Source organism: Mycobacterium aquaticum (genome assembly GCF_002086485.1).
Lineage (GTDB): Bacteria > Actinomycetota > Actinomycetes > Mycobacteriales > Mycobacteriaceae > Mycobacterium > Mycobacterium aquaticum.
In genome coordinates, this window is the sequence record NZ_MVHF01000004.1 from 69,843 (window position 1) to 85,040 (window position 15,198).

Sequence of the window (15,198 nt, forward strand, 5' to 3'; positions counted from 1 at the left end):
TCGAGACCCGGGCGCATCGCAATGGACGAGGCGGGCGGCGTGAACAGCATCCGAGGCTTTCTCACGCCGCCCGCCTTCCCCGGTAGAGAGGACCGCACGCCATGACCACTGCATTTTCTCCGGTGGTGTTCGACGCTCCGCTGGTCAACCCGGCGCCGAACGGTTTGTTCGGCGCGACCCAGTGGACGGACGAGGATGGGCCGCTGCGCTGGTTGGCGTCCGGTGTCGACATCCGGGTGTTCAACTACGGTGGCGGAGCGCAGTTCGGTGTGTGGGAACACCCGTGGTGTGTGTCGGAGGACGATCTCGATCCCGAGACGGACGCCAAACGCGGTGTCCGGCCGGAGTTTCCGGACACGTTCACTGCGTTCACCTCGTGGGCGTCGGACGAGTGCGATGTGACGCAGCGGAGCCGCGACGAGGTCCGTGTACGAGCACAGCAGGTGCACCGGCTGCAGGAACCCAACGCGGTTGAAGCCAAACTGGCCACTCGAATGCTGGCCGACGCCGGCACGGCGGGCACCGCCGCGGGCGTGGTGGCCGCCGTGGCATTCCTGGAGGGGCTGTTGGCGAAGACCAACACGGTCGGCCAGATTCACGCATCAGCGGAGTGGGCGGCGTTCGCGGCGTACGCGAATCTGGTGCGCTACAACGGCAGCAAGCTGGTGACGCCCCTTGGACACCAGTGGGTGTTTGGTGGCGGCTACGTCGATGGTCTGGGTTCGACTCTGGTGGCGACGTCGCCGACGTTTGGTTGGCGAGGCCCGGTGGTGCTGCGCGACGCCCCCACAGCGGGGTTCAACGAGTTTGTGGCGGTCGCTGAACGGAGCCTTGTCGTTGGCTACGAGGAGCTGGTGGCTGCTGTCAAGGTGACGGCGCCGGTCGCTGGCGACGGCTTCCCTGGACTGCTGAATTTCCCTGGTAGTGCGAATTTCCCGAGCGGAGGATAGTCATGCCTGCTGGTGTGCTGGTTGTGGTTGAGAATGGTTTCGCCACGATCGATTTCGTCGACAAGGCCAAGCGTGGCCCTGCGCTGGCGAAGCTGTTCGAGATCGGGACACCTCCCGAGGCAATCGAGAAGCTGACCAGGTCGGGACCGCGCGCCGTGTATGTGGTGCCCGAGGGCAATGCCCGCGAGGCCGGACTGCTCGACGAAGCCGACGTGGAGGACGCCGTCGTTGGCGACGTCGAAATTCCTGACGGCGACTCGGTTCCCGACACGGTGTTCGTTGAGGGTGGGCCGCTGCCGGATGGGTCTCTGCCCGTGCTGGGTACGTCCGGGGAGGATGTCCTGCCGAAGGCGTGGCCGGATGGTGAGCCGGCCGACGACTGGACCCGTTCGGAACTCGACGCTTACGCCCAGGCGGTGACGGGCATCGACACTCGTGAATTCAAGAACAAGGCCGCGGTGCTCGACGCCATCGGTAAGGCAACGGCATGACACCGCTTCCGGTCGTCCAAGGCCCCGGTGTGCTGGACCGGATTCGCGCGCTGATCCCTGAGTCGGCGCGCGAAGCCTGGTACCGCATCGCAGGTGCCACAGTCGCGTTTCTGGCCGCATTCGGCCTGCTGGAGCAACAGGAGGCGGCACTGTGGACGCAACTGGTCATTTCGGTGGTCACCCTGGTGTTCGCGCTCATCTACGCCACTTCGACGTGGCGGGTCGTGCTGTACGCCGTCACCGGTCCGCTCGGCAGCGTGCTGATGTTCTATGGACTGGTGAACGACGTCCGGTGGGCGGCGATCACCGCGTCGGTGGCGTACGCCTTTGGCATCACGACCGCCGCGGCGAAGACGGTGCAGCGAGACTCCGACTTGGTGCGATGACCGAGTCGGAGCGGGAACTGGCGAAGGCCGCCCACGACGTCGAGGTCCACGAGCAGCACCGCACCGTATTCATCGGCAGTCAGACGATGCTGCTGGCGTTGCTGGCCATCGGCTACGGGCTGATGACGTTCTGGCTGGGCCAGGATGCGTGGAGCTTCGAAGGCTACGAGGGCACCTACACCACTGCGTTGGAGGTGCCCGGCTCGCCGGAGAGTTGGGGTGCCGCGTTCCTCATCTTCGGGCTGTCGACACTGTGGGCGTTCCACAGGTCGATGTCGCGGCTGCTCGCCGTGTCACTTACGTTGCTGTCCATCCTGTTTGGCATGTTCTCCAGTTCGTTCATCGTGGATGCACTGGCCTACGATGCGCCGGAATCCTGGCCGTCCGTACTGGTCTACGGGCTGATTGCCCTAACGATGCTGATCCGCGCCAGGCTGGCGTGGGTGACACGGTGAATTGGGAATTCCTCGGACAGTTGTTCGCAACCGGGACCGGTCTCGCGGCAGTCGCCAAGGGGCTGGCATGGCTGAACACCAAGAGGGCGCAACGTCTTCGCGCCACCGGTGAGGCCGGCGTCGAGTACGACAAATTCATGGGCGCAGCGATGACCCGGGCCAACGAGGTCAACTCTGGCATCCGCGACGATCTCATCGTGGAGCGCCGTATCAAGAGCAACCTGATCGACCTGGTTTTCGATCTGGTTGATGCGCTGCGCAATCATGGCGCGTCGGCGCGTGAGGTGGACCCGTATCTCGATCGCCTCGACGAGATTCGCGCTGATCGGTGAGTTCGTCGAGCAGCTGGTCTACCGCGCTGCTGGAGCGCACTGGCCAGCCGTCGGCGGCGCAGGCGCCCCGGTAGGCGGCGAGAACGCGGAGCTCCGCGTGGATCGTTTCGATGTCTCCCATGCAGGGTTAGACGCAGCGCCAGCACCGGTGGTTCCACTCGGATTGCTGGTGCACCCACTGCTCTTACTGTTCGGCGCAGCCTCGGATACCGACCGGCGCGAAGCGCCTGATAGCAGGAGGAAGGCCAGCTCATGGCATTCGCAGTCGTAAAAGGACTCTCACTTCGCGCGACGAAGGTGGACCGCTGTGGCACCCCGCTGCCGGGCCTTGCGAACCGCATCGTCACCGACGGGTTCATTCGGGTCAACCTGGACCCGAACATGAAGGACGCCAACGAGCTGACGCAGGAGAACGCGGCCGGCAAGGAATGCGTGTCTGACCGCACCCCGCCCGAGCGTCGTTGGTGGAACACCGAACTGCAGCTCTGTGGCGTCGACCCGGATCTGTGGTCGATGGTGCTTTCGTGGGCTCGGGTGCTCGATTACGACGGCAACCCGATCGGTGTCCGCGACCGCAAGTCTGTCGATGCCGATACCGGTGTCATGTTCGAGGTCTGGACCGGTGGTGAGGGTGACGACGATTGCCCGCCCCCGACCGACGATTCGATTTTCTCCGCGGCATCGACTGGAAAGCAGTACGGCTACCTGGCGTTCGCCGGCTCCGAGTTCGTGTCGGGAGCAATCCCCGTCGAGGCCGCGGTGTCGACGTTCACCATCAGCGGCCGGACCATCGCGCCGAAGAACTGGGGTCGCGGCCCCTACAACGTCGCCGCGATCGACAGCAACGGCACCCCAGGCCGCCTGCTGGTCCCGGCGTACAGCAAGGAAGACGACAACCACCTGCTGTTCTTCCGCACGCCCGTCGAGCCGCCCAAGCCGACCGACGGCGCGTGCGAGCTGAACATCTCGTCGGTGTTCGCGGCGCCGAACTACTACTTCGGTGGCCCGGCGTCCGAGCCGGCCGCGGATGTCGCTCCGCCGCAGCCGATCTGCAACGGCAAGAAGTACACCGTGGCCGTCTCCGGCACCGGCAACTGGAAGGCGAAGATCGGCACCGTCCCGTCGGCGAACATCGCACACACGGCACTGGCCTCCGCTGTGCAGTCGGCGATCGAGGCACTGTCCAACGTCGAGGTCGGCCAAGTGCAGGTGGTCGGTACTGCGGGGAACTACACCGTCACGCTGGATCCGTCGCTGCCTGCGCTGACCGCGGACAGCACGGGCCTGACCGGCGGCACTGTGACCGTCACGCCCCTGTAGGCAGTTCTGGTCGTGGGTGGCACTCACTGCTTTGGGGGTGCCACCCGCCCAGGGTCTTTCACCTTCCCCACGGTTGATCGGAGCGCCGCGTGACTTTCACCCCGAAGACTTGGCATGACAGCCCGGACAGGTCGACGCCGATCACCGCTGCTGAGCTGAATCGGATCGAGCAAGGTGTTGGCGACGCTTTTATGGAGCTGACGTCGTTCGTGAACGTCAAAGCCCGGGCGTACGGGGCAAAGGGTGACGGCACCACCGACGACACAACGGCGCTCAACAACGCCAAGGCTGCGGCCGTAGCAGCGGGCCTGCCGCTGTACATCCCGAAGGGCACCTACAAGATCACCAGCACGCTGGACTGGATGGTCAACGACCTTGTGGTGGTCACCGATGGATCGCGGCTGTCGCAGATCCTGCAGGCCACGAACAACATTCCAGTGGTGAAGGTCGCAGGCGAGCATCAGCACATCGGTGGTCTCGGTCTCCGGTTCGCGTCGCAACAGACCAGCGCCCAGACCTCCGGGATCGGTATGGCGTTCGGTGACGACGCCGTCGGCTCGTGCTTCGCCTCGCAGTTCTACGACCTGCGGTTCGTGAACTGTGCCATTCCGATGGCGATGAACCCGGCGATCAATACAGTGGCTGGCCTGTTCTCGAGCCAGTTCTTTGGTATGGACATTACGTCCTACAGCATTTCTGCGATTGACTTCACCGGCGGCAATGATGTCGGTGCGTACGCGACCGGATGCGTCTTCAACAACACGTACCTCGGCAACAGTTCCGACGGCACCGCATGCTCGTCGTATGCGATCCGGCTGCGTGATTGGGACGAGGTGGTCTTCAACCAGCTGAATATCGAGCACGGAACCGTCAACACCACAGATGTTTTCGGTCTGATCCGGGTGAACAACCTCGTGGTCAACGATCTGCATTTCGAGAAGATCACCTCCAGCTTTAACGGCGCGGCCCTGATGTACCTGTCGAACTCGCGGGCCGTGATCAACTCCGGGACGGCGCGTTTCAACACGTTTTCGGGGTCTGCGTCGAATCCGGTGTTCCGCATGTTCGGCACGTCGAAACTCGTCGTCAACAACTGGGTGGACAACTCCAACACTCGCACCACTCCGTCGCGGCCCGCGATCGACTTCGGTTCTGCTACCAACAGTTCCGCGCTGATCAACCACATGGATCTCGGACAGACCACGGCGCGCCGGACCGGCGGCGACTCGACCGACGCGGCGATCTTCCACGATGAGATCGCGACGCGCGCACCGCGCACCGCGTCCGTCGCGTCCAGCGCTACCCCGTCGATCAACTGCGACACCACCGATCAGCTGAACCTCACCGCGCTGGCTGTGCCAATCACCGGCATCACGGTCACCGGAACCCCGCGGGACGGACAAGAACTGACGATTCGGTTCAAGGACAACGGCACCGCGCAGGCCATCACGCACGGAGCCAGTTTCGTCGGAACACTGCTCACCACCACCGTTGCAGGAAAGACCCACGTGTGCACGTACCGGTACGACGCGGCGGCCGCCAAGTGGGCAGGGACCATCGCGAACACGGCTGGCTACTGACATGCCCTTTGTCTGGCCGATCGACCGCACCTGCTTGCCAGAGCTTCCGGTGCTGCCGGACACCCCGACCGCCGACGAGCAAGCCGCCTACGACGTCGCGCTGGCACAACGCAACGGCGCCGAAGACCTGGCGGTGCAGGTGCTGTGGGCGTTGTCCGGACGGCAGTTCGGTGTGTGGGAAACGACCGTGCGGCCCTGCCCGATCAACGTGAGCCTTTCCGGATACGAAATGCCCTGGGCGCAACCGTTTGTCTTGACCCTCGACGAGGGCCATTGGTTCAACTGGCCGTGCGGCTGCATCGGAAGCTGCACACTCAGCGGGCCCCGCGTGGTGCACCTGCCCGGACCGGTCGACGAGATCACCGCGGTGACCATTGACGGCGTGGCTCTCGACCCTAGTGAGTACCAGCTGGAGGGAAACGTCCTGTACCGCAAGGGCGCATCGTGGCCACGTCAAGACCTCGGCCGGCCCCTGGGCGAGTCCAGCACGTGGTCGGTGACCTACACGCGCGGTAACCCCGTCCCGGCGGGTGTCGACCGCCTCGGTGGCCTGCTGGCCAAGGAATTCCTGGCCGCGTGCGGTGGCGGGAAATGCCGACTGCCCCGCAATGTTCGCAATGTGTCGCGCCAGGGGGTCACCTACGAGGTGTACGACCCGCGCGACATCTACGCCAACGGCAAGACAGGTCTGGCCGAGGTTGACCTGTGGTTGGCCGCGGTGAACCCGAACCGTCTGGCCGAGGCCCCGGAGGTGCTGTGAGCAGCCCACAGTGTGTCGACCCGGCAGTGGAGGTCATCGCCGCCTTCACCAAGGGATTGCGGCAGGGATTCGACCCCGCGGGACCGTGCCCACCCGACGGCGGCGGCAGCGCCACAGTGCGGTTCTTCGCAGGCGACGGCGCGCTCCCCGCGTGGAACGCTGGCGACGACTGCGATGCACCGTTCCTGTGGGTGCGGGCCGCGCACCGGTACCACTCGCTACCCCGGACATTTCCGGATCCATTCACAGGGAACGCGGCTGACTGCACCGTCCAGCCGATCCGCGTGCTGGCCGTGGAGATCGGCGTCGGCCGGTGCACCACGATGGACGCCGAACCCGACTGGGACACCCTCGACGACGAGGCAATCATGAGCCTCGACGACTCGTGGCGCATCGAACAGACGTTGCAGGCCGTCACCCGACGTCTACGCGGCCCGGACCGTGCAGTGGCCACCGATACCGTGGCGCCGTACGGGCCGGCCGGCGGCATCATCGCGTGGACCGGAATGGCCTACGTCCAACTCTGAGAGAGGTTGTGCTGTGGCGCATCACGTGACTATCGAAGGCAGTGTTACCCCGACTGATTGGCTGCCCCGCGGTGTGCGACGCACCGTCGAGGTGACCGAAGACATCCGCAAGCTCGTGGCGATCGGCGGCGCCATCGTGGTGGCGGGCGACCTTGATGAGCCCGACACCGTGGCCTACGGCGACGAGGAAGCCCCGGAGCCTGCCGACCACACCGGTGTGACGGAAAGCGATCCCAGCGGCGTGACACCGCTGCCGACTGGCGATTTCGCGCCAGTAACCGAGCCGTCGATCGACGAGCCGGCCGCCGAGGATGAGCCGAAGGCCCGCCGGTCGCGCCGGCCGTCCAATGGCGACGGTTAGAGCGCACGTCGAGCTCGATGAACGCGAGCTCAACGACCAGGTGCGGACGTTCGAGCGGCGCCGTATGGCGTCGCTGCAGCGGCGTATCGCCAACCAGGCGCGCGCTGACGTCCCGGTCGACACCGGGCACCTGGGGCAGACGATCGGTGAGGGGCAGATCCGTTTCACCGGGCCCCGCACCGTGAATGGCAGTGTCCACGCCCTGGCGAAATACGCGGCCCCGGTCCACGAGGGCAGCCGACCGCACCTGATCCGGCCCCGCAACGCGCAGGCGCTGCGATTCCAGATCGGTGGCCGCACCGTGTTCGCGAAGCTGGTACGTCACCCGGGCACGAAGGCACGGCCGTTCCTGCGTAATGCTGGGCTGCGCATCGCATCCCGCGAACGCTGACACGGGTTTGCACCACGCCGCAGCACCATGCTCGGCATGCCTACCTATGCCTCGGATGGAACTGAACTGACCGACACCGTTGTCCCGGCCGCGTCGCCTGTCGTTGAGCAGGACGTCGCCGTCGTTGTCGACCCCGAACCCGAAGTCGTCGTTGAGCCGGAACCGCTGCCGTCGGAGCTTCACGCCGTCGACGAGGCCACCGTTCACGACGCCGAAGTGGTCGTGGTCGACGACGAACCCGCAGCCGACGGGAAGTGGGTGCACCAGTCCGAATGGAACTACGACTGGCTCAACTACAACGGCGACATGCTGGCCTTCCGTGTGCCACACCAGAACGCGCTCACCGCGCTGTTCCAAGCTGGCCAGCAGTGCAGTCCAGAATTCCAGGCCGACCTCACGGTGAAGTTCGTCAAGCGGCACATCTCGCAGGAGAGCATCGAGCGGGTCCTCGAGCGCATGTCAGACCCCGACGACGAGGCTTACACCAGCGTGGTGGGCGGCGTGTGGGGTGACTTGCTCAAGAGAATCGCGGAGATCGGCGGCAAGCGCGCCGTGAAGGACGCTGAGGCGCTGCTGGCGGTGCAGAGCGGGAAAGCCAAGGCGTAGCACCCTGTCTCGCTAGCTTGACCCGGTGACCACGCCCGTCGGATCGATCAAGCTTGACCTGAAGATCGACGGGTCGGCGATACCGGCTGAGACGCTGCGCGAGATCCAGAGCGCGTTGGGGCCGGTGCTGGCGGACATCCAACGCCGGCTCGATGAGGTTGAGCGCGACTATCAGCAGCTGGCGCGGGAGGCCGAAAAGTCCGCTGCCAAGCAGGTCGCGGCGAATGAAGCCGTGGCCAAGTCGGTCGACGACGTGTCGAAAGCGACGGATCGTGCTGCGCCGGCGGCCAAGCGGCAGAAGGCGGCCAACGACGGGCTGGCGAACTCGACGCGCAGCGTGACTGAGGCGCAGAACGAGCTGAACGCCGCGATCGACATTTTCGGCCGCAAGTCGCCGCAGGCTGAGGCTGCGCAGAAGCGGCTGGCACGGGCGGAAGCGACACACACCACCGAGTTGCTGCGCGCGGCAGCGCAATCGAAAGCGTCGACGGACAGCCAGGTCCGCGACTACGCGCGGTTGGCGCGCGCCGCAGAGGAATCAGCAGCGCGCCAGGCCGCGGCCCAGGCGGCTGCCGGCGGCGGCGGTCGCGGTGGCGGCGGTGGTCGGGGCGGTGTGCAGTGGCACGGCGGACGCGGCGGATTCTTCACCAGCCCACTAGGTCTGAACACCATCGCGCTCGGCGCCAGCGGCCTTCCCGCGGCCGCGACGGCGGTCGTGAACCTCACTGGCGCCGTTCAACAGCTCATCCAAGTCGGCGGCCTGGTGCCCGGCATCATCGGCGGCATCGTGTCCTCCGTCGGCACCGCCAAGCTCGGTTTCCTGGGCCTGTCCGACGCGGTTACCACCGCGTGGGCCGCGGCGAAGTCTGGCGACCCGAAGGACCTCCTGAAAGCCGTCGAGGCGCAAAAGGACCTCGCCGACTCGGCGAAAGCGACCGTCAAGGCTATCGTGGCGGTCCAGCCGCAGGTCGAGCGTCTGCAACGGGACATCGTGCAGCAGAACATGTTCGACGGCATCGACCAGACATTCACCGACCTGGCCAACAAGACGATGCCGACCCTCGAGAAGGGGCTCGGAGGCGTCAGTAGGACGTGGAACGCAACGTTCAAGGAACTCGGCCGCGTCGCTGGGCTCGACTCGACACAGTCGTTCCTGGACAAGATTTTCGGCAACACTGCAGAGGCGCAGACCCGGGCCAACGCGGCGATCGAACCGCTGATCCACGGGATCGGCACGCTCACATCAGAGTCGAGCGATTTCCTACCGCGTCTCGCTGATGGGTTCAAGGGGCTCACCACCCGGTTCGACAACTGGATCACCAAGTCGGTCGAAAACGGCAACCTCGACAAGTGGATCAACGAAGGTATCGACGCGGCCAGCCATCTCGGTGAGACGTTCCTGAGCATCGGCAAGATCCTCAACGACCTCACCACCGCGGCTGGCGGTGACGGCGGGTTCCTGAAATGGCTGGAGGATGCCACCACCAACCTGCACACATTCCTGACCAGCACCGAGGGACAGACCAAGCTCACCGAGTTCTTCCGCGAGGGCAAAGAGCAGCTGGCGAAGTGGGGGGAGATCCTCAAGAACCTCGGCCCGATTCTGGGTGGCGTCTACGACGGGATGAAGCAGTGGGGTGATGTGCTGCTGCCGATACTCCAGGCCGTCACTGGCGTGTTGGCCGGCATGCCGGGCGGGATCCAGGGTGTTGTGACGGCATTCCTGGCGTGGAAGACCATCACCGGCATCACCGACGTCATCGGCCATCTGACGAACATGGGCGGCCTGCTCGACGGAATGCCGGGCAAGGCAAAGGGTTCGGCGACGGGGTTCGCCTCTGCGTTCAATCCCGTCACGCTGGGGCTCACTGCGCTGTTCACGACGATCACCATGCTGGTCGAGAAGATCAAGTCCGACAACGAGTACGTGAAGTTGCAGGGCGATCCGAACGTGCCGCAGGAGGTCAAGGACCAGGCCACCGTCCAGAAGTTCTACCCCGATCTGGGTCGGCTCCCCAACGCTTCCGATCCGGCCAACCTGGGCATGCCTGAGAAAGGGTCGCTGCTTTACGACCAGATGCTGCAGGACGTCAAGGACGGCAAGTTTCAGATCCCCGGCGTCGACCCCGCCAATGCGGACGCGACATTCGCGCAGATTGCGGAGCAAGCAGCCAACGCGCGGAAGAACACCGAGCTGCTGGCCAACGACATCAAGACGTTGCCCGATGGCCAGGTGGTGCTCAAAGAGGACACCCCCGAGGCGATCCAGCGGGTCAAGGACCTCGGCTACGAGGTGCAGAAGCTGCCGGACGGAAACGTCACCGTGCGGGTGGTGTTCCGGGATCCGAACGGCAACCCGATCGACCCGTCGCAGCTCCGTACCCCAGGCTTCATTCCGGCTTTCCCTGGTGACACCACGGTCCCGAAGGGCGGTCGCGCCGATGGTGGTGTGCTGCCTGGCTATTCGCCGGGCGTGGACAACATGCTGGTGCCGATGTCCGGCGGTGAGGGCGTCATCATCCCGGAGGCCATGCGTGCCCTGGGCCCGGCGTGGCTGTACAACCTGAACTCGTCGTTCCGCAATGGCATCTCGCGCAGCGGCTACGCCGACGGCGGTGTGGTCGGCGGAATGCCGGGACTGCCCGAGGACACCACCGTGCTGGGGCTGCTGACTCAGATACGGGATCTGTTGGCCGGCAAGGGCGGCACGGCCAGTAACCCTCTGGCGGCGACGGCCGCGAACACCAGCAACATGAGCACCGCGGTCGACAAGGCCGGGGCCACCGGCCAGCAGCTCGGCCCATTCGGCACTCCGATCAAGCCGCGTCACCGCGGCTATGAGGCAGCCGCGGCCGCGATTCAGGCGCTCGGCGGGGACCCAGAGAAGTGGCTGGGCGCCGACCCGGCGACGCTGACCGTGGCGCAGGGCGGCATCCTGCCGAACCCCATCATGACCGCTGCTGGCCTGCCGGGTGGTGGCGCGGACTTCGCGAAGTATGCGGCGGTGCTGGCGGCGTTCGCGAAGTCCGGCCAGCTCGGTGCCGACCTCACCGGTCTGGGACTCGACGCGAATGATCCTGTTGTAAAGGCGATCACGACGGCGCGGAACAAGAAAAAGGGCGCGCTCGGCGGCGACGCGATCGCCGACCTGGTCACGCAGGTGGTCGGCGGCGGCGGATACACCGGCACACTCGACAGTTCGAACAGCAGCCTGATCAGCTCACTGCAGACGTTCCGCGACAAGCTGGCCAAGGGACCCGGCCGATCCACCAGCGCGCGGGGCGGCTACGCGAACGTTGCGGGCCTGACGGGTGTGCCCATGTCCGGGTTGCCCATGGACGCGGTCAGTGCTTTTGCTCAGCAGACGAGCGGCGGTCAGTACAGCTGGGGAGCTTCCGATCTCGCCAAGGGCCTGTCCGATTGCTCCGGTGCGGTGTCCGATCTGGTGGAGCTGATCACGAAGGGCCAGGCTGGGCCCGAGCGATTGTTCTCCACGGCTGACGCCGCCAGCGTGCTCAAGTCGCTCGGTGCGACGCCCGGCCTGATCCCGGGCACTCTGCAGATCGGTTTCAACTCGGGGCACATGGCGGCGACCCTGCCCAACGGTGTGAACTTCGAGTCCGGCGGCGGTACGGGCCAGGGCGCAACATACGGCGGCAACGCAGCGGGCGCGGGTGACAAGCAGTTCACCGAACATTGGTCACTGCCGGTGAATGGCGCTGTGCCCATGGGTCTGTCAACTGCTGGGCTGGGTGGCGCGGGCGGTGTGGTGCCCGTGTACGTCACCAACTTCGACGGCAAGTTGACCGGCCTGGGCGGGTCGATCCTCGACGCGCTCGGCCAGGGCGGCGGCCAAGCAGCAGCCAACGTGACCGGCGATGCGATGAGCGCCGTCGCCGGCCTTGGCCAGGAACCGTGGAACACGAAGAACGCCACCTACGCTGAGCTGAACAAGCTGGTGCGGGAGCGTAACCCGCTCGCACTGGCGAAGGCGCTCGGCCTCAATGTGGAGGACTTCACCCGCCAGGGCGGCGACGGCGGCGACGTTATGAAGAACGACGGCCCGGCGTTCGACTCCACCGGGCGGGTGTTCTCCGATACGTCGTCGCTGCTGGACCGCACGTTCAGTAATCTCAACGCTCAACTGGTAGCCATGCGTGAGCAGTTGGTTGGCGTGATCGAGCAGACCAACAAGAAGCTCAACGACGAGGCGCTGGAGCCGATCGTCAAGACCGGTGTGCAGAACGCGCTCGAGGGTCTGAAAGACAGTGTGAGCGCGGCGATCGGCACCGCGATGGGCCAGGCCGCGGCCCCGCCAATCGCCGACGCTGTCAGGTCGGCCATCCCGAGCAACTCCACCGGCACGAGCCTGGCCGCCGACGCCGTCAACGGTGTGCAGGCCGCAGCCGGCAAGGCCACGGGCGGCCCGATCTGGGGCGGTGTGCCGGGCAAGGACTCGGTGCCCATCATGGCCATGCCCGGCGAGCACATGCTCACCGTCGACGACGTGAACGCGATGGGCGGTCACGCAGGTGTCTACGCGTTCCGCCGCGCGTTGCACAATGCCCCCGGGTTCGCCACGGGTGGCGGTGTCATCGTGAACGACACCGTGGGCGCGGAGTTCTTTGGGGTGTCCCAGGTCCCAATCCTCGGCGCGATCGTAAACCTGCTCGTGCGGGTGCTGCTGCAGGTGCTCGGTGTGCAGATCGAGGCCCGCGACACCCTCAACGAGATGACCGACGAATTCCGCAAGTTCCGTGGGGATTTCCAGGCATTCGACGCGTCGGGTCGCCTGCTCAACGACACGAGCGCCTTGATGGACCGGTCGCAGTCGAGCGAGGAAATCGCTGCGCAGGAACGCATCCGGATCCTCAAGATCGTCATCCAGGCGCTGATCAAGTACATCATCGAAAAGGTCATCGTCCCGCTGAGCAAGGCGGTCGCCAACGCCGCCATCAACGCTGGCGCATCGGCCGCCGGCGCGGCGGTCAACAGTCAGGCCCCGGGCGCAGGCAGCGTGGTGTCGTCGCTGATTTCGTCGGCCGGTTCGGCTGGTGTGGACATCGCTGCCGAGGTCGGCACCGACTTCGCGTTGGCGATCAGCGAGCAGCTGATCAACATCACTGCCGAGAGCCTGCAGTCATCGTTCCCCGGCGTGATGACCGGCATTTTCGGTGGCGCCATGATGGAGAACCTCATCGCGGCGCCGATCAACGCGGCGCTGGCGATGCCGTTGGCGATGATCGGCGCACTCACCGGCGGACTGTCGGGATTGTTCGCACCGTTGGCCGCGATCGTCGGCGGCGCGTCGTTCGACAACGGCGGTGTCGCCAACGGGGTTGGCATGATGCCGAAGGCGACGATCCGACCTGAGCGGGTGCTGAACCCTGAGCAGACTGCCCTGTTCGCGCGCATGGTGTCGGCGCTCGAACGCAACGGCGGTGGTGGTCAGTCCGGCCAGACGTTGGTGCAGGCCCAGATTCACGTTGACGGCGGACCCGAAGCCGGCCGCCGCGTCCGCGACTCGCTACTGGAGTTGATGAGCTGATGGCCTACAGAGGATGGATCGGACTCAACGGTGTCGAGATCGCCAACACCTCACGGCTGATCGCCCACCTGGGCGCCGAGACACCGACCAGCGACGTCGGGATCTTCATCACCGACTCGGGGGCCACGTATCCCGGCGGGGACGTGTATCCCGATGATGACCTGAACCCCGGCGGCGGGCCGTGCGCGTTGGTCGAGTCCGTCGACTACCCGGGCATGTTCGAGATTCCCGACAGCTCTGTCGAGGTGTTGCCCGGGTTGCTGACGCCGCCCAACGGTGCTCGCCGCTACGGGCCCGGCCTGTTCGACGTCGACGGCACCTGCTGGGGGCCCGCGGCGATCTGTTCGTCATGCTCCACCATGGTGGTCTACGACGACACCTGGCCAGGTCTGCGGGAGTTCCTGGGTGACACGGAGTATCGGCCTGAGTTGGCGCCGTGGTACACCACCCAACTGCCGGAGTCGGGCGAGTTCGGCGGTGTGTGGCTGACACGCCTCGACGGCCTGGGCCCGACACCGGTGGAGCGGTCCATCACCCCGATGGCAGGGCCGGGCTCAGCGGCCGGACCGAGCCGCGACACAGCCCGCACGCTGACGTTCGAGGCGCTGCTGATCGCCTGCACCCACGCCGGCGTGGAGTACGGGCTGCAGTGGCTGTCGTGCCTACTGCGCGACACCACGGACAACACCACCAGCACGCTGCGGTACCTGGCAGCGTCACCGTCGCACTCCGCGGTCGACCCGGCCGGCCTGGTGCGTGAGGTGCACGGCGTTGTCCTGACGAAAGCCCCCACGATCGTCGAGGAGGTCAACACAGAGCCCCGCCAGCACCAACAGGCCACCCTCTACCGGATCTCCTGGGAGATGACCGTTCTGAGCCCATACGCCTACCTGCCCGGCATCTCGGTGCCGGTGGATTGGGACGAGATCACCCGCCAGTCGATCAACTGGATTCACGCCGCCGACTGCGAGAAGCCGGAGACGTGCGTCGACATGCCCGTCATGTTCTCCACCGACTGCGCACCGGAAGAGATCGCCGCGATCACCACGCCGCCACCGGTGTGCGGCGGCTGCCTGCCCGTCGGGGAGATCGACAAGTACAGCTTCCGCGTGCCCACGATGGATTACGCGTTCCGCTGCCGAGAGACCGTGGTGACGACGATCATCCGCAACACCGGCGAGACATCCCTGACGTTGCAGGCGTTCTGGCGCGAATGCGGCTCGGACATCCGCTGCGAGGACAACCGCTTTCCTCTGCAGATCTCCGGTCTGCCGGCCGGGGCGGAACTGGTGCTCGACGGCATCACCGGCCGGTATTGGGCGCACTACGACGAACGGACCCGCGCGGTGATCGGCGTGGTCGGAACCCCGAACGGTGCGCCGTGGCGGCCGCCGGTGATCGACCGGGAAGGCTGCTGGGACTTCATCGTTCAGGCCCCCAGCACGGCTGAATTCGAGGTCGACATGGTGCTGACCGACCGGGAGGCATAGA

Annotated in this window: 14 protein-coding genes; all 14 read left to right on the forward strand. The window is 65.9% G+C overall.

Annotation, left to right across the window (positions count from 1 at the left end; genetic code table 11):
* The first annotated feature begins 101 nt into the window (after nucleotides 1-101).
* The 14 genes from BST13_RS05780 (at nucleotide 102) to BST13_RS05845 (ending at nucleotide 15,197) form a co-directional block, all read left to right on the forward strand.
* Nucleotides 102-950: a hypothetical protein gene (locus BST13_RS05780; protein ID WP_245839388.1), complete on the forward strand. Its 849-nt coding sequence runs from the start codon at nucleotides 102-104 to the stop codon at nucleotides 948-950.
* Between the two features lie 2 nt (nucleotides 951-952).
* Nucleotides 953-1,441 (forward strand): hypothetical protein, encoded by a 489-nt coding sequence (locus BST13_RS05785; RefSeq protein WP_083161567.1) that lies wholly within the window; start codon nucleotides 953-955, stop codon nucleotides 1,439-1,441.
* The gene (locus BST13_RS05790) at nucleotides 1,438-1,827 is read left to right on the forward strand and encodes a phage holin (protein ID WP_083161569.1); all 390 of its coding nucleotides are present in this window, start codon (nucleotides 1,438-1,440) and stop codon (nucleotides 1,825-1,827) included. Before BST13_RS05785 ends, BST13_RS05790 begins: the two co-directional genes overlap by 4 nt.
* Nucleotides 1,824-2,282, forward strand: a complete 459-nt coding sequence (locus BST13_RS05795; RefSeq protein ID WP_083161571.1) for a hypothetical protein — start codon at nucleotides 1,824-1,826, stop codon at nucleotides 2,280-2,282. The genes BST13_RS05790 and BST13_RS05795 overlap by 4 nt, the downstream gene beginning before the upstream one ends.
* A complete protein-coding gene (locus tag BST13_RS05800; RefSeq protein WP_142282734.1) occupies nucleotides 2,279-2,614 on the forward strand; it encodes a hypothetical protein in 336 nt (111 codons plus the stop codon). The genes BST13_RS05795 and BST13_RS05800 overlap by 4 nt, the downstream gene beginning before the upstream one ends.
* A 252-nt stretch (nucleotides 2,615-2,866) precedes the next feature.
* On the forward strand, nucleotides 2,867-3,934 hold the full coding sequence (locus BST13_RS05805) for a hypothetical protein (protein ID WP_083161575.1): 1,068 nt from the start codon (nucleotides 2,867-2,869) through the stop codon (nucleotides 3,932-3,934).
* Nucleotides 3,935-4,023: 89 nt separating this feature from the next.
* Entirely contained in the window at nucleotides 4,024-5,514 is a 1,491-nt protein-coding gene (locus BST13_RS05810) for a glycosyl hydrolase family 28-related protein (RefSeq protein WP_142282735.1), read from the forward strand.
* Nucleotide 5,515: 1 nt separating this feature from the next.
* Nucleotides 5,516-6,274 carry a hypothetical protein gene (locus BST13_RS05815; RefSeq protein WP_083161590.1) on the forward strand — a complete coding sequence of 253 codons (759 nt, stop codon included), beginning with the start codon at nucleotides 5,516-5,518 and terminating at the stop codon, nucleotides 6,272-6,274.
* Nucleotides 6,271-6,801: a hypothetical protein gene (locus tag BST13_RS05820; protein WP_083161592.1), complete on the forward strand. Its 531-nt coding sequence runs from the start codon at nucleotides 6,271-6,273 to the stop codon at nucleotides 6,799-6,801. Before BST13_RS05815 ends, BST13_RS05820 begins: the two co-directional genes overlap by 4 nt.
* Nucleotides 6,802-6,826: 25 nt before the next feature.
* Nucleotides 6,827-7,162 (forward strand): hypothetical protein, encoded by a 336-nt coding sequence (locus tag BST13_RS05825; RefSeq protein ID WP_142282736.1) that lies wholly within the window; start codon nucleotides 6,827-6,829, stop codon nucleotides 7,160-7,162.
* Entirely contained in the window at nucleotides 7,149-7,553 is a 405-nt protein-coding gene (locus tag BST13_RS05830) for a hypothetical protein (RefSeq protein ID WP_083161596.1), read from the forward strand. The genes BST13_RS05825 and BST13_RS05830 overlap by 14 nt, the downstream gene beginning before the upstream one ends.
* Nucleotides 7,554-7,589: 36 nt before the next feature.
* A complete protein-coding gene (locus BST13_RS05835; RefSeq protein WP_142282737.1) occupies nucleotides 7,590-8,159 on the forward strand; it encodes a hypothetical protein in 570 nt (189 codons plus the stop codon).
* Nucleotides 8,160-8,184: 25 nt separating this feature from the next.
* Entirely contained in the window at nucleotides 8,185-13,707 is a 5,523-nt protein-coding gene (locus BST13_RS05840; protein ID WP_083161600.1) for a hypothetical protein, read from the forward strand.
* Nucleotides 13,707-15,197, forward strand: coding sequence for a hypothetical protein (locus tag BST13_RS05845; RefSeq protein ID WP_083161602.1), 1,491 nt, complete (start codon nucleotides 13,707-13,709; stop codon nucleotides 15,195-15,197). Before BST13_RS05840 ends, BST13_RS05845 begins: the two co-directional genes overlap by 1 nt.
* Nucleotide 15,198 lies beyond the last annotated feature (1 nt).